Genomic DNA, 19327 nt, shown 5'->3' on the forward strand with positions numbered 1-19327 from the left:
GAGAAAGAGGAAACTATAGTACCAGGCGTGTTAAATTTCACTCGAATCAGTCTAATTAATTTTTTGTTACATACTTGTAAATTTTCCTGTCTACTTACTTAAATGGGAATCTCGGCGCTGTTCGGGGGTGAGTAGCGGTAAAACTTGCTGGGAAACAGCCCAATAACCAGTAACCTCTGTCATGGGTTTCTGGGCTGCTCCCGTCAGCATATAATCCATCCAAGCATGGGCGATTTCTTTGTGAGGAGAGCCTTTGAGCAACATCCAAGAATCGCTCCATCCAGTTGTCCCTTCTTGAGGAATAGTTGCTCCTACAGGAAAGTTGGCGCGTTTTAGTTCTTCAACTGCTACGGGCCAACCCCAAGCCAGAGCAATTTCTTTATTTAAAAAGAGTTGGGCTAACTCTCCTTGGCTGTTCCAAAATTTTCTTACCTGCGGGCGCAAGCGGAAAAGATCGGGTTTAATGTCTGTTGCTAGCCGTTCTTTACTAATGTCGTAGATATTAGAGCTACCTTTCCACAACGCCACATCAGCATTGAAGATGGGGTAGTCAGGTAGAGATACTTTACCTTGATATTCCGGCTGATAGAGGACATCCCAGCTTTGCGGTTCGGATTTAACGACGGATTTGTCGTAAATTAAAAAATCTGGTCCCCAAGCAATCGAAACACCATAGGCTTGACCGTCAAAGGTGTTATACGCTGGTTGCTGAAAAATTGGGAATAAATCTTTGTAGTTGGGGACTAAACTTAAATCGATCGCCTCTACTAAATTGGCATCATACAAGCGTTTGGTTAAGTCTCCCGAAGCCGTGACGAGATCGTATGTCTTGCCTTTACTGGCTTTAATCTTGGCATACATCTCATCTGAGGAGCCTGCATAAGTTGGGATGACTTTACAACCATATTTTTGCTCGAATGGTTTGGCAAAAGAGGCATCCATATATCCCTCCCAGCCAATTATTCGTAAAGTGCAGCTTTTGGCTTGGGCGATTTCAGGAAAGGACAGACACGCTACCAGTACGAAACAAATGCTAACGATACTTGCTATCAGTCGCTTCATCATAACTGTCTTTGATTCTGAGTGAGTCACGCGATCGCATTCCACCACAAAATTCAGTGGTAGGGTTATGTAATACGATAAGCTCCGCATTCAGTTAAGGTGGGGGTTTTTTCGATTTTCTTATCATCTGAATAGGAATCTCGATCGCCAAAAAACTCATACCGTACATCAGAAGCTAAGCTAGACTTATCCCATACAATCATCTGCGATGAAATTCAAGCGATCGCAAGTTGGATTACTATCACTCATCCTCTGTTGGAGCGCTACCATACCAGCAGCTACTGCAGCCGAGACGGTGACTTTTCGTCTCGGCTCGTTCGAGCAGAAAATTGAAATGAAGGATTTAGAGCGCTTTGCTAAGAAGGGAAAGTTATCGGGTAGCTTGCAACTCTACGCGCCTTGGCTGACGGATGATGTGAGAGATACGTTAAATCGTCGTTTGGATCTCGATCCGAAAAAGTTTGACCGTTCGATGAAACAATGGCAAAGTTCTGCTAGTGGGAAGCAACTACTAGCGGCTTTAGGGTTAGCTTTTCCCGACATGACAGTAGAGCAATTATACGCTGCTGTTTCTCTTGCCTCGCGAGAATACGATGAAATGAATATTATCGGTCTGCTGCGTTCTTATCCCGAAGAAAATATTACTGTGGATTTGAGTCAGGTTGCCGAATTGGATTTATCCAATGTGCGATCGCCTGCTGCATCGGATGAGGTAGATTCAGAAATTAACCGCAGATGAAACAAATCAATCGCTCTACGAAATCGCAAAATCTAGCTTTACGTTTATTTATCATTCTTTTACTAACCGCGATCGCAATTTGGGTGTTGCGCGGCTTGGGAATTATCACGTTTCTCCCTGGTGGTATTATTTGGATTTTACTACTCGTGGCGATCGCGGCGGGTGTTTTTAGCCGTTTTCAACGCAGGTGGGTTCGCTTCTAGTCTGCAATTGAACTCCAGGTATAAACTTTACTAATCAACCTTAAGGGCGACGGCACGGAATTTAGAGGTTGGTATTCTCCTAAATGACATAGCGTGAAAAATCTGTTCTAGGAGAACAAAATGACGGCTACAGGAGAGCAAACCCAACCAGCAGTTACAACGGCTGAGCGTACTGTTTCGGCAATTTTTAAACAGAAGGAACAAGTCGATAATGTCATCCGCCGTTTGTTAGATCGGGGTGTTTCCCGCGATGATATTTCTGTGATCGGGAAAAATTTCCACTCAGAGACTAAAATTGCTGGCTTTCTAACGAAGAAAGATGTAATTTTAGGCGGCTTGAAACAGGGAGCAATTTTTGGTTCCCTTTTCGGTTCGGCTCTCGGTTTACTAACGGGAGTAGGAGTATTGTTTGTACCTTTTGTTGGTACGCTGGTAGCAGCAGGTCCCATTGGTGCGGCTTTGTTAGGTGCTGCTACTGGTGCGATCGCGGGTAGTGCGGGTGCGGGTTTAGCTTCTGCTTTGGCGACTCTAGGAATGCCAGAAGACAAAGCAACAATTTACCAAACTCGCATCGAAGCGGGTGACTTTATGGTAGGTGTTGAGGTTCCCGCAAGCAAATCTGGCGAGATTCAACTATTACTTGAAAGTGCTGGCGGTGAGGAAGTACATATTAATGAAACGCCTCTACCGCGCTTTGGAAAAGGACAAATTGAAGATCCCAGCCATTTGTCTCCTGAAATCCGTTCTCATCTTTCGGAAGACGCACAAAGACTATTCGTTGCTAATTACAACAGCGAACTCGCTCAATCTGGTGATGAATCTAAAGCCGAACATCACGCCTGGGATGTAGTGCGCGAACAGTTCGAGCAAGATGAAAACGGCATCTGGTCTAAATCAAAAATGACCGTATAATTTGTTTTTATGTTTTGTAGGGGCGCACAGATGTGCGCCCCTACAGCATATATAATTTCATTCTGGAGCTGAAAAAATGCAGAAATATATATGTAGCGTCTGTGGTTACATTTACGATCCAGAAGCAGGAGATCCAGAAGCAGAAATAGAACCAGGTACGCAATTTGAGGATATACCGGATGATTGGATATGTCCGGTTTGTGCGGCTGCAAAAGAAATGTTTGAACCAGAAAACTAGATTGGGTTTGCTTTTTCTCCAGCCATTAATAATCCAATTGTTTCTATTGTCGCCCTTTCCCGATCTAAAACATCGATAAATTCGCCCCGATATATGACTGCGATGCGATCGCTTATTGCCAAGACTTCCTCTAATTCTGTAGAAATATAGAGGATAGCCGCACCGCGATCGCGTTGAGATAATAATTGTTGTTGTACTGCTGCTGTCGCCCCCACATCTAGCCCCCGCGTCGGTTGCATGGCAATAATTAATGATGGTTCCCGATCTAATTCTCGTGCTAAGACAACTTTCTGCTGATTTCCCCCTGATAGCTGACTGACCTTCACATTACCATCAGAGGCGCGAATATCAAATTGCTGAATTTTAGTTTCGGCATTTTGCTCGATAACCTGTTTTTGTAGCAAGAAACGCCTTACAAAAGGTAACTGAGTAAAGGCTTTTAAAATTAAATTATTTGCAATACTAAATCTCATTATCAACCCCATTGTTTGACGATCTTCAGGAATATATCCTATTTGTAATTCCCGAACTCGCTTTTGAGAATTCCATAACGTCACGTCTCGTCCATCTAATACAATTTGCCCAGATTTTACAGAACGTAAACCCGCGATCGCATCTGCTAATTCTCTCTGTCCGTTACCATCAACTCCAGCAACACCTAGAATTTCACCTGCATGAAGTTGAAACGAAATATTTCTGATTGCAGCAACACCGCGATCGTCTTCTACTTGTAAAGATTGTACAGATAATATTTTTTGTCCTAGAGAAGTCGCAGATTTATGTAACTGTAAAACAACTTCTCTCCCTACCATTAATTCTGCTAATTGTTGCGGACTAGAATCTTTTGTCGTAGTATTTGCTACGACTTGACCTCGCCGTAATATAGTCACGGTGTTGCATAAACTTATGACTTCTTCCAGCTTGTGACTGATAAATATAATTGTTTGTCCGGCTGCTGCTAGCTGTCGTAAAATTGCAATTAAAGATTCAACTTCTGAAGGCGTGAGTACGGCTGTCGGTTCATCTAATATTAATAGTCGTGCTTTACGGTACAAAGCTTTAAGAATTTCTACTCGCTGTTGTACCCCTACAGGTAAATCTCCTACTTTTGCTTTTGGATCGACTTTTAAACTATAAGCCTGAGATAATTCAGTAATTTCTTGTTGCTGATGTCGCAAATTTAAATTAAAGCGATCGCCTGTTCCCAAAATAATGTTTTCCGTGACCGATAATTGCGGTACGAGCATGAAATGTTGGTGAATCATGCCAATCCCAAGTTGAATTGCCTTACTAGAGGAATTAATTTTAACTGGTTTATCTTCTAAATAAATTTGCCCAACATCCGGTTGATAAAGTCCGCTGAGAATATTCATTAAAGTAGACTTACCCGCGCCATTTTCTCCTAAAAGCGCGTGAATCGTTCCAGCAGCAACGCTCAAACTAATGTTATCGTTAGCTACAAACGAACCAAAGCGTTTAGTAATTCCTTCCAGGCGTAAATAAGTCATGTCGATGCTGTCTTCACGCATCGCGTCTCTTTTCCACCTTCCTGACAATTTTCAAACGTAATTTTATTATCAATAATTGCTTGTCTAGTACTAAGAACCTGTTTTTGCAATGCTTCTGGAACCATTTGACCGAACTTACCTAAATTTAAAATATCTGGTCTAGCTAAACCAAGGGCATAGGTTTGACCTTTAATTTGACCGTTTTTTGCTTGTTCGGCAAGAAAGGCGATCGCTAAATCGATTCGCTTTAAAGCACTGGTTAAAACTGCTTTTGGTGCAACATTTAATTGATCTGTCGTATTGCCAAAAGCGTAAATTCCTTTATCGCTAGCTGCTTGTAAGACTGCTGGAGATGAATTGTCCAACCATTGATAAATCACATCTGCACCCGATGAAATAATTGCTAAAGTTGCTTCTTTTGCCCTAGCAATATCATTCCAATCGCCTGTAAAACTAGAACTAATTTGTACGTTAGGTTTAACAGATTTTGCCCCTAACTCAAACCCGCGCAATTCTTGTAATGTAGCCTCAAAAGATTGTCCAGCTAAATAAGCTAATCTATTAGATTTTGTCATTGATGCCGCAATGATGCCGCATAAATAGCTAGCTTGCAAATGATCGATCCGCAATGCAGCCACGTTTTCTGCATTCACAGAACCATTCACGGCGACAAAAAACGTTTTCGGAAACTGAGTTGCGACTTGTTCCACTGCTGCGTCAAATTGTCCCCCGTGGGCGAAGACGACGTTAAAACCGCGACGGGCGAAGTCTGACAAAGCCTCAGCTTGATCTGGTTGCGCGACTTGTTCGACGTAAGCTGTTTCCGCCCCTAGCTTTTGTTTGGCGATGTTTACGCCTTCGTAGCCTGCTTGATTCCAAGCTTTATCCGATCTTACTCCAGGCAGGGCGATCGCCACCTTAAATCCTTCTCCACCCCCCGCAGCAGTGGGGCTGTTGCTCGTTTGGGTAGGATTAGAATTGCCACAAGCCTTGAGTAACCAACTCGTACTCAATGCAGCCGAACCGTAGAGTAAAAATTTACGCCGACTGATTTCTAACATACAGCGATCCCTCTAATTTATGGGTACCGATCTAGTTACTTATACGTTTTAGTCGTGAAAAGCGGTATTTTATAATACTTTAAAATGGTTTATCTACTCCCTGCTCTCTACTTCCTACTCCCTGCTCCCTGTTATAATTAACAAACCACAGCAGCACAAAGAAATGACTACAGCAAATACAGTACAACAATTACAGGCTGAGTGGGTGACGCAGGAAAAATTTCAGTGTTATGGGCAATTAATTCTTCCCAGTAACGATGGTAAAGCTTACGATTCAAACGATGCTCAATTAAATTTGCAAAATGGTATACCGCGATTTTATCTCATGCGGTTGCAGCGCCGAGGGCGAAAATTTCATACCATAACTCGTCACGTACAATGCACTCAGTGTTTGGGTGCTTTAGCAGGAAAAGATTGGTTAATTGCCGTTGCACCTCCTAATAATGATGTCGATACACCAGCAATAGAAGAGATAAAGGCTTTTCGGATTCCTGGTAACTGTTTTATTAAATTAGCAGTAGGAACTTGGCACGCTGGACCCTATTTCGAGCATGAAATGGTAGATTTCTATAATTTAGAATTAGCCGATACGAATTTAGTAGACCATTTCACCCATAATTTTTTTCAGAGCGATCGCTTGGAGTTTGAGATTATTTAGCTGTTTATTTTATTTCTATTCCCGCTTGTAATTCCAAAGCTTTGATTGCTGCTGAAGCATTTTCCTCGCCCCAGCCATGATTTACCGCAGCTTTAACTGTTTCGCGGGCAAGTGCGATCGCGGGAATGGGAGAATTATTATCTTGAGCGAGTTGCGCGATTAAATTTGCATCTTTTAACAACCACTTCAAGGCAAAACTCGTACTAAAATCTCTTTTAACTAACGTACTTCCCATCCCATCAAAAATGGGTGATTTAAAATCAGTTACGTGCAAAACATCGAGTACATCTTGAGGATTTAAGCCCGCTTTTTTAGCTAAGATCATGGCTTCTCCAAGGGCTTCAATTTGGGAAATTACAACTGCGTTACCAACTAATTTCATTGTCGCACCCATGCCCGTATCGCCCATATAATGAATGGTTTCGCTTAAGGGTTCGAGGATGGGTTTGACTTTTTCAAAAACTTCTTTCTTCCCGCCAATAACAATCCACAAACCACCAGCCGCAGACTCATTTTTACTGCCAAAAACGGGTGCATCGATAAATTCTACACCTTTCTCTGCATAAGCAGCTGCTTCCCGCCGACTTGTATTTGGGTGAACGGTACTCATGTCGATCGCAATTTGTCCCTGATGTACCCCAGAAAGAATACCATCTGAACCAAAAACCGTATCTGCGATCGCTTCTTCATTGCTCAAACAATACATGACGATCTCGGCGTTGGCTACTGCTTGTGCTGGCGTATTTGCTTGACTCGCACCTTTTTCCACCAAGGGAGTGCAGCGATCCGGTGTCCGATTCCAGACTGTAACCGAATGTCCGGCTTGGAGGAGATTACCCACCATCCCGCTACCCATGATCCCTAAGCCAAGATATGCAATCTTCATCAAATTACCTAGTTTGCGAGTGTCTAAGAGGGAATCTAGCTCGTTTTAACGGGAATTCTCGTCTACATATTGGGGGATAATTATTAAGAGAGTGATACGTGGTGCGTGATAAGAATTCTGCTTGATTTTCCTCTTGGCTCCTGTACGGGCGGGTTTTGGTCGAAGATCGATTGCCTTAGTCGTAAATCTGTTGCTAAACCCGCCCCTACGATAACTGACAATTGACAACTAAAACTGCTATATGTCAATACCACCACTTAACACAGAGACGATTTGGGCGATTTTGAACGAAGAAATTGACGATAATACGGTGAATCAATTAGTCTGGCACTATCTAGGCTACCGTTACAATGAGACAAACAATGTCTGGGATACTACAAATGTAGCTCCAGAATGGCGCGAAGAGTATCCGACTACGCCCCCAGATTTTATTGATAGTCGCCCAGCTAGCGTTAAGCTGACTCGTTCGATTCCGTCAGAAAACAAGCAATTATTAAAAGAACAATTGGGTTTTAAAGGTTACAAAATTGGTGAATTTGGTCCACGTCAAACTCGCCGCGCTACGATGGCTAACTGGTTGTTGAGTTATATGCAATTACAAAAATCTTGAATTACAATTTCAAAAATTGCGTGTACGATGCTGTAGGGGCGCACAGCTGTGCGCCCCTACTGATTACGCATGTTAATTAATTCTCTACCGATCGCGTCTTGATTGATACTGCCTAAGATACCATTGCCTTAATTCTTTATAACTATTGACAGCTAATCCTACAAGAATCAGTGCGACGACACCGCCTAACTGCGGTGCTTTCAAAGCGAAATAAACGAGTAAAATACATAAGCTATCTTGCACAAAAGATAACCAAAGAGGAAAACGATTCCAACGATAAAACCATCCAGCTTGGATCAGTTGTAAGAGTAAAGCCATAAAGCCGCCAACTAAGCCAATTAAAATTTTTGGTACACCTTGAATAGGTGCGATCGCTAATATAGCTCCGATAATTGGACAAAGTGGTAAATATGCGATTTGCAGCAAGCGCTGACCGAGCAAATTTTTTGAGGCGATTAACTCAATTAAACAACAACTTATCAAAATACCCAACACGACGGGCGGATAAATATTAGATAAGATGGGAACGTTATACCAAAAACTTTCCCCCTGCAACAATCCCAAAACTAGCAAAGGCAAACTAATTCTAATTCCCGCCGCCGCCGCAATCGAAAGCGCCGCTAAAATTTCTACTATCGCAACATCTAAACTCAATTATCTCCTAAAGTTAGCTATTCTCCTGCCCAAGGGTTTTTAAAAAATGTCGCGCAAAGACGCAAAGACGCTAAGAGTTTGCTTTGCGCCTTTGCGTCTTTGCGCGATCGAAATCCAAAATTTCTTCATTCTATTTAAATCCCCAATCTTTGATACACCTCTTCTAAATGTTGTAGATGATGCTGGGGATCGAAACAAGCTTCAATTTCTTCAGGTGACAGTGTTTGGGCAATCCGAGAATCCTTTGTCACCAAATCTTGAAAATTTCCGCTTGGTGTGTTCCAAGCTTGATGGGCGCAGGATTGGACGATCGCATAAGCTTCTTCTCGGCTCATGCCTTTTTCGATTAAAGTTAATAGCACTCGCTGACTGAAGACAACACCCCCGTAAACATTCATGTTCCGTGCCATGTTTTCGGGATACACCAGCAGATTTTGTACCAGATCGGTTGTCTCTTTAAGCATGAAATGCGTCAAAATGCAAGCATCTGGTAGCATGACCCGTTCGACGGAGCTATGGGAAATATCGCGTTCGTGCCACAAAGCCACGTTTTCTAAAGCTGCTACAGCCGCAGCGCGTACCATCCGTGCCATTCCCGTGAGGCGTTCGGAACGGATCGGGTTGCGCTTGTGAGGCATGGCTGAGGAACCTTTTTGCCCTTTGGAGAAATATTCTTCTACCTCAAGTACATCCGTGCGTTGGAGGTTGCGAATTTCGACGGCAAAGCGTTCGATGGAGGCGGTTAAAAGTGCCAAATGATTGACAAAATTGGCGTGGCGATCGCGGGAAATGACCTGAGTTGAGGCTGTATCTGGTTTGAGTCCGAGTTTGGCACAGGCGATCGCTTCCACGCGCGGCTCAATGTTGGCATAAGTTCCTACCGCACCGGAAATCTTACCCACAGCAATTTCTTCCCGCATTCGGGTGAGGCGTTCTTGGTGGCGCAAGACTTCGGCTAACCAACCAGCTAGCTTAAAGCCAAATGTAATCGGTTCGGCATGAATTCCGTGCGATCGCCCGATTGCTACCGTGTGACGGTGCTGTTGTGCTTGTTTGCGGATGGCAGCGATGACATCTGCTAACCGTGCCAAAATCAAATCTAGACTAGCGACAAGTTGTAGCGCCAATGCTGTATCGAGTACATCCGAACTTGTCATCCCTAAGTGGATGTAGCGCCCTGCATCGCCTACATATTCATTCACGTTTGTCAAGAAAGCGATGACATCGTGACGAACTTCTGCTTCAATTTCTAAGATTCTTTGGGGGTCAAAATTTGCCTTTGCTTTAATTTCTGCTACCGCTGCTGCGGGAGTATATCCCAGTTCCGCCTGTGCTTCGCACACTGCAATTTCTACTTGCAGCCACGTCTTAAATTTATATGTCTCCGTCCAGATGTCGCCCATTTCGGGCAGAGTATAACGCTCGATCACGACCGCCACAGAATCCAACTGTCATATTTTACCAGGAAGGGAGCAGGGAGCAGGGACGAGCTGGGAGCAGGGGGAATGAGAGAGCTGAGGGGGAGTCGCAAAGAAAAAACACTACACCCCACACCCCACACCCCACACCCTTTCTTCACTAGCCACCAGCCACTAGCCACTCCCGACTCCCGCCGTAACATTCTAACCGTTGACAACCGTACCGCCGTTGGGATGAATCACTTGACCTGCAATGTAGGAAGAGTCATCTGAGGCGAGAAATACGTAACTGGGGGCAATTTCTTCTGGCTGTCCGGGTCTTTGCATCGGGACTTGCTTACCGAAATTGGCGACTTTATCTTCTGGGAAAGTTGAAGGAATTAGGGGAGTCCAAACCGGACCAGGGGCAACGGCATTGACGCGAATGCCTTTTTCAATCAAGCTCTTGGATAGCGATCGCGTGAAGGCAACGATCGCGCCTTTGGTGGAAGAGTAATCTAACAGTGTTGGATTGCCTTGATATGCGGTGACAGAAGTTGTATTGACGATCGCGCTACCTTCTTTTAAGTGAGGCATTGCTGCTTTTGTCATGAAGAACATGCTGAAAATATTGGTGCGGAAGGTGCGTTCAAGTTGTTCGGCGCTAATTTGTTCGATGCTTTCTTGAGGATGTTGTTCGGCAGCGTTATTTACTAAAATATCGAGCTTGCCAAGTTCATCAATCGTTTGCTGTATGGCTTGCTTACAGAAGTTTTCATCGCCAATATCGCCCGCGATCGCCACAGCTTTTCTTCCTTCTGCTTCTACAAGCTGTTTTGTCTGCTTCGCATCATCATGTTCGTTCAAGTAGAGGATTGCCACATCTGCGCCTTCTTTAGCATAAGCAATGGCTACAGCCCGTCCGATGCCGCTATCGCCGCCAGTAATTAGCGCTACTTTACCCTGCAACTTCCCACTACCACGATATTTAGAGTCATCGGCTTTGGGTTGAGGAGTCATTTCAGACTCTTTTCCCGGTCTTTGTTCTTGCTGTTGAGGAGGTTGTAATGGTTGTTCTTCTGGCATAAACTTTCTCCTAAATTTATCATTTGTAATGATTTCACTCCGCTTAATTTAGCTAATTGTTCGATGGCGGTTATTCAGTCTGAAGGTGGAAACAGATACAGAATGCGATCGCTCTTTTGGTGTATGGATATTTGTATCCGCAATAGTTAATTGTTGAGAATTATTGATTGCTCCTTAGGACATATATTGCAAAAAATGTGGTTGTAGTACGATCGCAATTAGCGGGATCGCCAAGGATTGAAGGGCAAGGGCAATGCAAATATTAGACCGTCATCTATCGACACAGATAGAAACATTTCGTCAGTTACAAATGCAGTTGCGAGATCGGTGGAAAAATGTAGAAAGCTTCGATCGCAGTGACGGAGATATTTTAGTCATTCCCTCTCTGAGTGTGGATCAGCGAGAGATTCAAAAAATTGAAGGCGTGCTGCATTACGAAGAACGCCTGTTGTTTTCCTTAATTCGCTTGCAAAATCCCCGCACGCGACTGATTTATATTACATCTCAGCCCCTACATCCCAGCGTCATCGATTATTACTTACAACTATTACCAGGCATTCCCTTTTCTCACGCCCGCGATCGCTTATTACTTTTATCTACCTACGATTCTTCCTTCAAACCACTGACTCAAAAAATTTTAGAACGACCCCGCCTGATCGAGCGAATTAAGCAAGCACTGCGCCGGGATCAATCGTTTATGATTTGTTACAACACTTCCCCTTGGGAAAGAGAGTTATCTCTCAAGTTAGAAATTCCCCTTTATGCTGCCGATCCCGATCTCACAATTTGGGGGACAAAAAGCGGTAGTCGGCAAATTTTCGCTGAGAGTGGTGTGCCTCATCCCGATGGGTGTCACGGTCGCCTCGATAGTGTAGAGGATTTAGCCACAGCAACTGCCCAATTATGGGAACGCCAACCGCATCTCAAACGAATGGTTGTCAAATTAAATGAAGGAATTTCCGGTGAAGCAAATGCTCTTTTTGACCTAAAACCTTTACAGGAATTTGCCCCAGGAAAAATTTCTCATGGCGATCGCGTTGCTGCTATCAAAGATAGTCTGCCTTCTTTGCGATTTCAAGCCGCATCAGAAAATTGGACAAATTATGCTAGCCGCGTTCCCGAATTAGGAGCAATTGTTGAGGCGTTTGTTGAAGGAGAAGTGAAGCGATCGCCTAGCGTTCAAGGTCGAATTTTACCTGATGGCACGGTCGAAATTCTCTCTACTCACGACCAAATTTTAGGTGGTCCAGACGGACAAATTTATCTCGGCTGTCGGTTTCCTGCTGACGAAGCTTATCGAGTGCAGTTACAAGATTTGGGCTTGAAAATTGGCTGGACTTTAGCAAAAAAAGGTGCTTTGGAACGGTTTGGCATTGATTTTATGGCTGTACAGCAAGCTGATGGTAAGTGGGACTTGCAAGCAATAGAAATCAACCTTCGTAAAGGTGGAACGACCCATCCTTTCATGACATTAAAGTTATTAACTAACGGGCGTTACGACCTTTCAACCGGACTATTTTACAGCCAACAAGGGCGAGCAAAGTACTATGTTGCTACCGACAATTTACATAAGAAACGCTATCGAGGTCTATTACCAAATGATTTAATGGATATTATCGCTTCTCACCGCTTGCACTTCGACACAGGAACGGAAACGGGGACTGTTTTTCATTTGATGGGTTGTCTGTCAGAATTTGGCAAACTAGGCTTGACAAGTATCGGTGACTCACCTCAACAAGCAGAGGATATCTATCAAAAGGTGATCAAAGTCTTAGACGGAGAGACAAAATCTCATCATAACGCTGCTGCTACTACTACTACTGCCCAGCAGATTATTCCCTTCGGCTGGCGTTTGGAAGGGGGCTGATCGAGGGATGGTAGGAAGTCTTTACATTTACTTAAAAACTTCACATCTTTAAGACTTTACAAACTCTTGCTAGTTTCTAAAGTTTTGATAATATCTACATAGTTGAGCGGGCTAAAATAGCCAAAACTGACTAAGCTGGAAAAAAGCTTAAATTTTCTACTTCAAATTTATGACCAACTTTCAGCCAGTCCAATCTCTCTCACCTACTAAATCGAGCGATTGCGTTGTCGATTATTTCACAAAGCAAGCTTACGCAATCGGTTATATGGCTGGATTTTTGGTTGCTTGTCTAGATGATTTTTGTAACTGGTTAGCAATGCTAATTGCAGAATAGTCATCGATTATTAGTTACGGCTAATTTGATTTTAGAGACAGATTTTATATCTCTAACTTGAAGCAAATATATTAATTTCATCTGCTTCCTATACAAGACAACTTAATACAAAAACAGTTTTGAGCAGTTTCACCTACCCAGGTATTGGGTAGGCTTCTTTTTTACATGCCCATAATTTCGTAACCAGCATCGACGTATATCACTTGACCCGTGATACCGCTAGCTAAGTCGCTGCACAGGAAAGCTGCGGTGTTACCCACTTCAGTTTGCGTGACTGTGCGACGTAAGGGAGCAACTTGCTCGACATGATGAATCATATCTAAGATTCCACCTACTGCTGAAGAAGCTAAAGTCCGAATTGGACCGGCGGAAATAGCATTCACCCTGATGTTTTGCGATCCCATTTCAGATGCAAGATATCGCACGCTCATTTCTAAAGCTGCTTTAGCAATTCCCATCACGTTGTAGTTAGGAATTACTCGCACGCCGCCTAAATATGTAAGAGTGACAATACTACCCCCTGCTGTCATCAGGGGTTTAGCAGCTCCGCTCAATTGCAGTAAAGAATAAGCACTAATATCTAGAGCTTTACCGTAACCCGATCGCGAAGTACTGCTGATATCTCCGCTCAAGTCATCCTTGTTAGCAAAGGCAAGGCAATGGATCAGAATATCTAATTTTTCCCATTTTTCGGCGATCGCCTGAAAGGTAGATTGAATCTGCGCTTCATTCTGCACGTCACAGGGCAGAAACAGGCTGGGGTTCAGGGGAGCTACTAGATCGGCAACTTTTGTTTCCATCCTGCCGCGTTCGTCTGGTAAATAGGTGATCCCCAGATTTGCACCAGCTTTGTGTAACTGTTGGGCGATCCCCCAAGCAATGGAGCGGTTATTGGCTATGCCAGTTACAAGGGCATTTTTTCCAGTTAAATCTAGCATACAAACTGTGTCAGGCTACGTCAGGAAACACATTAGCAGCATACACCTATATTAGTGACTGGTGAGTGGTGACTAGTCACTAGAAAAGAGTCTAGTTCCATCAGCCACTAGCCACTCACAACTTTTTCAAATCAATTAGCTAGAATTTAAGTAAAATTCCTTATTCTCGCTTAAGATATATTGGCAAGTAGTTTTCATGCCAAGTAATTGAGATTTGAGGATACAATACTTTGCCATTTTTGCTTTGGAATCGAGTTCTTTGCGGTCTATTCAAGATTTTGTAGCTTTGAATACAAACAAACTGGAAGATTCTGATTTAGATGCATAAAGAGCAGATCTTCTGGATTTTGACTCGATCGGTTTGTTGATGATGTTATCTGGTGTACTCTTTGGTGTAGTCTTTACGGACATCTGGTTGGGCAAGGAATATGGTCGTGACGCAAGATAGACCGCTAGCACAGGTATTTCGGCAGGTAGGAGCTGGTTCGTTTCCACCAGTCGTAGAAGTATTTGAACGGGGCAAAACAATATTTTTTCCTGGCGATCCGGCAGAACGGGTCTATTTCTTACTCAAAGGCGCGGTGAAGTTGTCTAGAGTATATGAAGCAGGAGAAGAGATCACCGTTGCACTATTGCGAGAAAATAGTGTATTCGGCGTGCTGTCGCTGCTGACAGGCAATCGTAGCGATCGCTTTTATCATGCAGTAGCTTTTACGCCAGTGGAGTTACTCTCAGCACCAATCGAGCAAGTCGAGCAAGCGCTGAAAGAAAATCCCGATCTGTCAATGTTAATGCTGCGGGGCTTATCTTCGCGGATCTTGCAGACAGAAATGATGATTGAAACCCTGGCTCACCGCGATATGGGTTCGCGCTTGGTCAGTTTCTTATTAATTCTGTGCCGCGATTTCGGTCTTCCCAGTCCAGATGGGATCACGGTCGATCTCAAGCTTTCCCATCAGGCGATCGCAGAAGCTATTGGTTCTACCCGCGTGACCGTCACCCGCTTGCTAGGAGACTTGCGCGATAAAAACATGATCTCCATTCACAAAAAGAAAATCACCGTCCACAACCCCGTCATATTGAGTCAGCAGTTTACATAGAAGGCAGAAGGCTCCAAGATAGGAGGCAGAAGGAAGGAGAAAGGAGGTGAGTTTTGACTTTTAACTTCTAACTTTTGACTTCTCTTGCCCTACTCCCTACTCCCTCATTATTAGGGTAGGCTGTATCTGGATGATGTAAATCGCAGCAAGAAATGTCCACCGGATTCATCTGGATTGCAGCAATTATTATTTTGGGGGGTGTAATCGCGACGGTGGGCGATCGCATCGGCACGAAAGTAGGCAAAGCGCGGCTGAGTTTGTTTAAACTGCGTCCCCGCAACACAGCTACTTTGATTACCATCTTGACTGGGATGGTGATTTCTTTTTCCACTTTGGGGGTTTTGCTAGCTTTTGATAAGAGATTGCGAGATGGGGTCTTTGAGATTGGTAGGGTACAACGATTGCTGGAATTAAGGCGACAAGATTTAACCGAAACTCGCCAGCAATTAGAAACAACTACCAAAGCCAAAACTCAAGTCGAGCAAGAACTGACTCAAGCCAGGGAAGAACAGAAAGCTCAGCAGATAGAAGCTCAAAGACAGCAAGCAGTAGCCCAAAAGCGGTTGAAAGAAATTAATCAATCTTTACGGGCAGCCTTAAGTAGACAAGTACAAACCCAAGCTCAACTCAACCGGACTCGCAGTCAACTCAAGCAAATCTCCTCGCAATATCAGCAAGCTCAAGCGCAGCTGAATACGGTGACTGGGCAAGCACGCAAGCTGCGCCAAGAAATTCAACAGAACCAGAAAGAACTGCAAGCATTAGTTGCCCAACGCAACCAACTCAAAACAAGAATTAACCAGCAAGACCGAGAAATTGCCAAATTAGACGCAGAAATTCAGCGGCGAGACCTAAGTATTGCCCAAAGAGAAGCTTTGCTGAAAGATTTGGAAAAAGAAGCAATTGCTTTAGCAAGGAACTTACAACTGCTGCGCCAGGGGAATCTTGCATTAGTCAGGGGTCAAGTACTAGCGGCGCGGGTAGTGCGCATCGTTCGTCCTTCAGCCGCTCGTCAAGCTATCGAAGAAATTCTGCGCGAAGCTAACCGTAATGCGATGAATCAAACTCAACCTGGAGTAGAAAAAATTTCCCAAAGGGTTGTCAAAATTTCGGAAAAACAAGTCGAACAGCTGATCGAGCAAATTGACGATGGGCGAGATTATTTCGTCCGCATTCTCGCTGCAAACAATTATGTGGTCGGGGAAAGTTCCGTACAAGTTTTTGCTGATGTGGCGCTGAATCAACAAGTCTTTAAACCTGGAGAAGTATTATCTAGGATCGAAGCGAACCCAGCAGTAATGACAACTAGAGAAGTCAGACAGCGGATAGATTTGTTGTTAGAAGCTGCTAAATTTAGCGCTCAACGTGCCGGAGTGTTGGATGAGAATCTCCTGATTGCTGACAATCGTATCCAAACCCTAATTCGCTTTTTCGAGCAACTCCAGAGCTACGATCGCCCGCTAGAATTGAAAGCGATCGCCGCTCAGAATATTTACACTGCTGGACCTATAGCTGTGGAGTTACTGGCAACCCAAAACGGACAGGTGATATTTAGTACTCAACAAAGTTTACCGCAGCCGACGGAGCAGGGAGCAGGGAGCAGGGGGCAGGGAGCAGGGGGCAGGGAGCAGGGAGCAGAGGAGCAGGGAGCAGAGAGTGGGGAGTAGGTATGGGGATGGATTCAACTGTGATATTAGGCTTCGATCCTGGTCGAGATAAATGCGGTGTGGCAGTGATGGGACTGGATGGTAATTTGTCCTACCATCAAGTTGTACTAGCAACAGAAGCGATCGCCACTATTCAAGCCTTGCGCCAAAAATACCGCATCTCCTTGTTAGTTATGGGAGATCGAACCACATCTAAACAGTGGCAGCAAAAAATCAGCCAAGCACAACTAGAACCGCTAACAATAGTCATGGTAGACGAGCGCAACACGACTTTAGAAGCACGCGATCGCTACTGGCAGATGTATCCTCCAACTGGTCTTTCTCGCCTCATCCCGCAGGGAATGCGTCAACCCCCACGGGCGATCGACGATATTGTAGCAATATTGCTCATTGAAAGATATTTAGATGCTGGTAATGGGTAATGGGAGCTTCAGGAACAGCAACTAACCAACAACCAACAACCGACAACTACCAACCACCAATTACCAATCGTTAAATTTCTGCTCGAATCTTAAATGCGTAATCTCCGCCTGGTTCTAGTTGATAATCCCGTTGCTCTAAAAAGCGACCAAGAGGTTCTTGGATCAATGCCCGTCCTTGCGAAGGTTTAACAGATAACTCGCCTAGGTGAAACCGCCACTGGAATTGCCACTCAAAATTACCAGCGCACACTTCTCCCTCTAGCAAACCGTGCTGCCAAGATTGTCGTGTAATCCGAACGTGGGCAACAGTTTCTGGTAATCGTTTACGACTCACAATGATACTACCGTTATGAAATGCTTTCCGAATGACTTACTTCCCACAATACCAAAACCAACTTATAGGATCGAAGAGGCAAAAGCGATCTTTCTAACGAAAGAAAGTGAGTCTTGAGTGGTTAGTGGCTGGTGGCTGGCGACTAGATTCCTAGTTTTCGTCTTCACTAGTCACTAGTCACTAGTCACTGAAAACTGAGATTATTTCCATCTATGCACGAGCCTTTAGAAGAGACGGAATTAGCCGATGAATTAGATAAGGCAATTTGGGGCTTTGATGATATTCAGGCAGAAATTAACTACAAACAGGCAAAAGATACTCTTCATAACTTGGTCACTCGTCTCGACCTCAAACCACAAGAAAAAGAGGGATTAGAAACGGAGATCGCCCAGTTAGAGACGATGCTGGAAAATCTAGAGCAGAGGGTGGTGCAAATTGCTGTCTTCGGTATGGTAGGTAGGGGAAAATCATCTCTACTTAATGCTTTGTTAGGGCAGCAAGTCTTTGAAACGGGTCCACTGCATGGCGTGACTCGCAGCACTCAAAAAGCACAGTGGGAAGTTACAGAAGAAAGTATTGGTGCGGGCGATCGCTACGTTAAATTTACCTTGCCTAGTAGCGGCGATTCTCAAGTAGAATTGATTGACACCCCCGGCTTAGATGAGGTTGATGGAGAAACTCGCGCTGCTCTCGCCGCGCAAATTGCCAATCGTGCCGATCTGATTTTATTTGCGATCGCCGGAGATATGACGCAAGTAGAACACAAGGCTCTTTCCCAACTGCGAGACGTTGGCAAGCCGATCCTGTTGGTATTTAATAAAATCGACCAATATCCCCAAGCCGACCGGATAGCGATTTATCAAAAAATTCGCGACGAACGAGTCAAAGAATTACTCTCTCCCGATGAAATTGTCATGGCGGCGGCTTCTCCTTTGACCAAAAAAGCGATCGTGCGTCCTGATGGAACCAGAAGCGTGCAACTCAGCCAGGGACAGCCGCAAGTTGAGGAATTGAAGTTAAAAATTCTCGAAATTTTACATCGGGAAGGCAAAGCTTTAGTTGCTCTTAATACAATGCTTTATGCCGACAACGTGAACGAGCAAATTGTCAAGCGTAAACTCGAAATTCGTGCCAGCAGTGCCGATCGCCTAATTTGGCGGGCAACCATGACCAAAGCCGTAGCGATCGCCCTGAACCCAATAATGATGGTCGATCTGCTCAGTGGAGCTGCGATCGATGCGATCCTCATCCTGTCTCTAGCTAAGTTATATGACATTCCGATGTCACAGACAGGAGCCTTGCAATTGCTACAAAAAATCGCCCTGAGTTTGGGCGGAATTAGTGCCAGCCAATTGCTAGCCAATTTGGGTTTGAGTTCCCTGAAAAGCCTACTTGGTATAGCTACCCCCGCTACCGGGGGCATTACTCTGGCTCCCTACCTTTCTGTTGCTATTACCCAAGCAGGTGTGGCGGGTGTTTCTGCTTACAGCATCGGACAAGTGACAAAAGCATACCTCGCCAACGGCGCAACTTGGGGACCAGAAGGACCAAAAGCCGTCATTACGCGCATTTTGTCCTCCCTCGACCAAACTTCGATTCTGAATCGAATTAAAGATGAGTTGGTAGCGAAACTAGGAGCAAGGGAATAGTG

At 44.4% G+C, this 19327-nt stretch carries 21 protein-coding genes; 12 read left to right on the forward strand and 9 right to left on the reverse strand.

The window, feature by feature from the left end:
• Window positions 1–90: 90 nt before the first annotated feature.
• Window positions 91–1152: an extracellular solute-binding protein gene (locus H6G17_RS15900; protein WP_242038426.1), complete on the reverse strand. Its 1062-nt coding sequence runs from the start codon at window positions 1150–1152 to the stop codon at window positions 91–93.
• Window positions 1153–1270: 118 nt separating this feature from the next.
• Between H6G17_RS15900 and H6G17_RS15905 the strand changes: the two genes are divergently transcribed.
• From H6G17_RS15905 to rd, 4 genes are all read left to right on the forward strand, one after another.
• Entirely contained in the window at window positions 1271–1801 is a 531-nt protein-coding gene (locus tag H6G17_RS15905) for an alpha/beta hydrolase (RefSeq protein ID WP_192158765.1), read from the forward strand.
• Window positions 1798–2004 carry a hypothetical protein gene (locus H6G17_RS15910; RefSeq protein ID WP_192158767.1) on the forward strand — a complete coding sequence of 69 codons (207 nt, stop codon included), beginning with the start codon at window positions 1798–1800 and terminating at the stop codon, window positions 2002–2004. Before H6G17_RS15905 ends, H6G17_RS15910 begins: the two co-directional genes overlap by 4 nt.
• A 120-nt stretch (window positions 2005–2124) precedes the next feature.
• Complete coding sequence (locus tag H6G17_RS15915; protein ID WP_192158769.1) at window positions 2125–2916, forward strand: ChaB family protein; 792 nt, start codon at window positions 2125–2127, stop codon at window positions 2914–2916.
• A gap of 76 nt (window positions 2917–2992) precedes the next feature.
• A complete protein-coding gene (gene rd / locus H6G17_RS15920; protein WP_192158770.1) occupies window positions 2993–3154 on the forward strand; it encodes a rubredoxin in 162 nt (53 codons plus the stop codon).
• Here rd and H6G17_RS15925 read toward each other — a convergent pair.
• Both H6G17_RS15925 and H6G17_RS15930 read right to left on the reverse strand, forming a co-directional pair.
• The gene (locus tag H6G17_RS15925; RefSeq protein ID WP_192158952.1) at window positions 3151–4662 is read right to left on the reverse strand and encodes an ATP-binding cassette domain-containing protein; all 1512 of its coding nucleotides are present in this window, start codon (window positions 4660–4662) and stop codon (window positions 3151–3153) included. The genes rd and H6G17_RS15925 overlap by 4 nt on opposite strands.
• Window positions 4659–5723: a BMP family protein gene (locus H6G17_RS15930; RefSeq protein WP_192158772.1), complete on the reverse strand. Its 1065-nt coding sequence runs from the start codon at window positions 5721–5723 to the stop codon at window positions 4659–4661. Before H6G17_RS15930 ends, H6G17_RS15925 begins: the two co-directional genes overlap by 4 nt.
• A 163-nt stretch (window positions 5724–5886) precedes the next feature.
• Between H6G17_RS15930 and H6G17_RS15935 the strand changes: the two genes are divergently transcribed.
• Window positions 5887–6381 (forward strand): ureidoglycolate lyase, encoded by a 495-nt coding sequence (locus tag H6G17_RS15935; protein WP_192158775.1) that lies wholly within the window; start codon window positions 5887–5889, stop codon window positions 6379–6381.
• A 4-nt stretch (window positions 6382–6385) separates the two neighbouring features.
• On the opposite strand, the gene H6G17_RS15940 is transcribed toward H6G17_RS15935, so the two are convergent.
• Entirely contained in the window at window positions 6386–7267 is an 882-nt protein-coding gene (locus H6G17_RS15940) for an NAD(P)-dependent oxidoreductase (protein WP_192158777.1), read from the reverse strand.
• 241 nt (window positions 7268–7508) lie between these two features.
• Here H6G17_RS15940 and H6G17_RS15945 point away from each other — a divergent pair, with 241 nt between their 5' ends.
• Window positions 7509–7877, forward strand: a complete 369-nt coding sequence (locus tag H6G17_RS15945) for a DUF1823 family protein (protein ID WP_192158779.1) — start codon at window positions 7509–7511, stop codon at window positions 7875–7877.
• An 84-nt stretch (window positions 7878–7961) separates the two neighbouring features.
• Here the strand turns inward: H6G17_RS15945 and H6G17_RS15950 are convergent, their stop codons facing one another.
• The 3 genes from H6G17_RS15950 to H6G17_RS15960 all read right to left on the reverse strand — a co-directional run bounded on the left by H6G17_RS15950 (window position 7962) and on the right by H6G17_RS15960 (window position 11014).
• On the reverse strand, window positions 7962–8531 hold the full coding sequence (locus H6G17_RS15950; RefSeq protein WP_199316755.1) for a DUF4126 domain-containing protein: 570 nt from the start codon (window positions 8529–8531) through the stop codon (window positions 7962–7964).
• Between the two features lie 134 nt (window positions 8532–8665).
• Window positions 8666–9961 carry an adenylosuccinate lyase gene (gene purB, locus H6G17_RS15955; RefSeq protein ID WP_192158955.1) on the reverse strand — a complete coding sequence of 432 codons (1296 nt, stop codon included), beginning with the start codon at window positions 9959–9961 and terminating at the stop codon, window positions 8666–8668.
• 192 nt (window positions 9962–10153) lie between these two features.
• Window positions 10154–11014: an SDR family oxidoreductase gene (locus H6G17_RS15960; protein ID WP_192158781.1), complete on the reverse strand. Its 861-nt coding sequence runs from the start codon at window positions 11012–11014 to the stop codon at window positions 10154–10156.
• A gap of 253 nt (window positions 11015–11267) precedes the next feature.
• Here H6G17_RS15960 and H6G17_RS15965 point away from each other — a divergent pair, with 253 nt between their 5' ends.
• Both H6G17_RS15965 and H6G17_RS15970 read left to right on the forward strand, forming a co-directional pair.
• Window positions 11268–12881 (forward strand): peptide ligase PGM1-related protein, encoded by a 1614-nt coding sequence (locus tag H6G17_RS15965; protein ID WP_192158783.1) that lies wholly within the window; start codon window positions 11268–11270, stop codon window positions 12879–12881.
• A gap of 169 nt (window positions 12882–13050) precedes the next feature.
• Window positions 13051–13215 carry a hypothetical protein gene (locus H6G17_RS15970; RefSeq protein ID WP_192158785.1) on the forward strand — a complete coding sequence of 55 codons (165 nt, stop codon included), beginning with the start codon at window positions 13051–13053 and terminating at the stop codon, window positions 13213–13215.
• A 161-nt stretch (window positions 13216–13376) separates the two neighbouring features.
• Here H6G17_RS15970 and fabI read toward each other — a convergent pair whose 3' ends face one another.
• Window positions 13377–14153 carry an enoyl-ACP reductase FabI gene (gene fabI, locus H6G17_RS15975; RefSeq protein WP_192158787.1) on the reverse strand — a complete coding sequence of 259 codons (777 nt, stop codon included), beginning with the start codon at window positions 14151–14153 and terminating at the stop codon, window positions 13377–13379.
• Between the two features lie 428 nt (window positions 14154–14581).
• Here fabI and ntcA point away from each other — a divergent pair, with 428 nt between their 5' ends.
• The 3 genes from ntcA to H6G17_RS15990 all read left to right on the forward strand — a co-directional run bounded on the left by ntcA (window position 14582) and on the right by H6G17_RS15990 (window position 17342).
• Window positions 14582–15253, forward strand: a complete 672-nt coding sequence (gene ntcA / locus H6G17_RS15980) for a global nitrogen regulator NtcA (RefSeq protein ID WP_015152650.1) — start codon at window positions 14582–14584, stop codon at window positions 15251–15253.
• A gap of 152 nt (window positions 15254–15405) precedes the next feature.
• Complete coding sequence (locus H6G17_RS15985; protein ID WP_192158789.1) at window positions 15406–16920, forward strand: DUF3084 domain-containing protein; 1515 nt, start codon at window positions 15406–15408, stop codon at window positions 16918–16920.
• Window positions 16921–16922: 2 nt separating this feature from the next.
• Window positions 16923–17342 (forward strand): pre-16S rRNA-processing nuclease YqgF, encoded by a 420-nt coding sequence (locus H6G17_RS15990; RefSeq protein ID WP_192158791.1) that lies wholly within the window; start codon window positions 16923–16925, stop codon window positions 17340–17342.
• Window positions 17343–17412: 70 nt separating this feature from the next.
• On the opposite strand, the gene H6G17_RS15995 is transcribed toward H6G17_RS15990, so the two are convergent.
• Complete coding sequence (locus H6G17_RS15995) at window positions 17413–17676, reverse strand: DUF3146 family protein (protein ID WP_192158793.1); 264 nt, start codon at window positions 17674–17676, stop codon at window positions 17413–17415.
• Between the two features lie 212 nt (window positions 17677–17888).
• Here H6G17_RS15995 and H6G17_RS16000 point away from each other — a divergent pair, with 212 nt between their 5' ends.
• Complete coding sequence (locus tag H6G17_RS16000; RefSeq protein WP_192158795.1) at window positions 17889–19325, forward strand: GTP-binding protein; 1437 nt, start codon at window positions 17889–17891, stop codon at window positions 19323–19325.
• The last annotated feature ends 2 nt before the right edge of the window (window positions 19326–19327 follow it).

Source organism: Chroococcidiopsis sp. [FACHB-1243], from assembly GCF_014696895.1.
Lineage (GTDB): Bacteria > Cyanobacteriota > Cyanobacteriia > Cyanobacteriales > Chroococcidiopsidaceae > Chroococcidiopsis.

Bases quoted from the DNA above. Each gene is read 5' to 3' on its own strand.
- H6G17_RS15900 (WP_242038426.1), bottom strand. From the start codon at position 1,152: ATGCGGAGCTTATCGTATTACATAACCCTACCACTGAATTTTGTGGTG.
- H6G17_RS15905 (WP_192158765.1), top strand. From the start codon at position 1,271: ATGAAATTCAAGCGATCGCAAGTTGGATTACTATCACTCATCCTCTGT.
- H6G17_RS15910 (WP_192158767.1), top strand. From the start codon at position 1,798: ATGAAACAAATCAATCGCTCTACGAAATCGCAAAATCTAGCTTTACGT.
- H6G17_RS15915 (WP_192158769.1), top strand. From the start codon at position 2,125: ATGACGGCTACAGGAGAGCAAACCCAACCAGCAGTTACAACGGCTGAG.
- rd (WP_192158770.1), top strand. From the start codon at position 2,993: ATGCAGAAATATATATGTAGCGTCTGTGGTTACATTTACGATCCAGAA.
- H6G17_RS15925 (WP_192158952.1), bottom strand. From the start codon at position 4,662: ATGACTTATTTACGCCTGGAAGGAATTACTAAACGCTTTGGTTCGTTT.
- H6G17_RS15930 (WP_192158772.1), bottom strand. From the start codon at position 5,723: ATGTTAGAAATCAGTCGGCGTAAATTTTTACTCTACGGTTCGGCTGCA.
- H6G17_RS15935 (WP_192158775.1), top strand. From the start codon at position 5,887: ATGACTACAGCAAATACAGTACAACAATTACAGGCTGAGTGGGTGACG.
- H6G17_RS15940 (WP_192158777.1), bottom strand. From the start codon at position 7,267: ATGAAGATTGCATATCTTGGCTTAGGGATCATGGGTAGCGGGATGGTG.
- H6G17_RS15945 (WP_192158779.1), top strand. From the start codon at position 7,509: ATGTCAATACCACCACTTAACACAGAGACGATTTGGGCGATTTTGAAC.
- H6G17_RS15960 (WP_192158781.1), bottom strand. From the start codon at position 11,014: ATGCCAGAAGAACAACCATTACAACCTCCTCAACAGCAAGAACAAAGA.
- H6G17_RS15965 (WP_192158783.1), top strand. From the start codon at position 11,268: ATGCAAATATTAGACCGTCATCTATCGACACAGATAGAAACATTTCGT.
- H6G17_RS15970 (WP_192158785.1), top strand. From the start codon at position 13,051: ATGACCAACTTTCAGCCAGTCCAATCTCTCTCACCTACTAAATCGAGC.
- fabI (WP_192158787.1), bottom strand. From the start codon at position 14,153: ATGCTAGATTTAACTGGAAAAAATGCCCTTGTAACTGGCATAGCCAAT.
- ntcA (WP_015152650.1), top strand. From the start codon at position 14,582: ATGGTCGTGACGCAAGATAGACCGCTAGCACAGGTATTTCGGCAGGTA.
- H6G17_RS15985 (WP_192158789.1), top strand. From the start codon at position 15,406: ATGTCCACCGGATTCATCTGGATTGCAGCAATTATTATTTTGGGGGGT.
- H6G17_RS15990 (WP_192158791.1), top strand. From the start codon at position 16,923: ATGGGGATGGATTCAACTGTGATATTAGGCTTCGATCCTGGTCGAGAT.
- H6G17_RS16000 (WP_192158795.1), top strand. From the start codon at position 17,889: ATGCACGAGCCTTTAGAAGAGACGGAATTAGCCGATGAATTAGATAAG.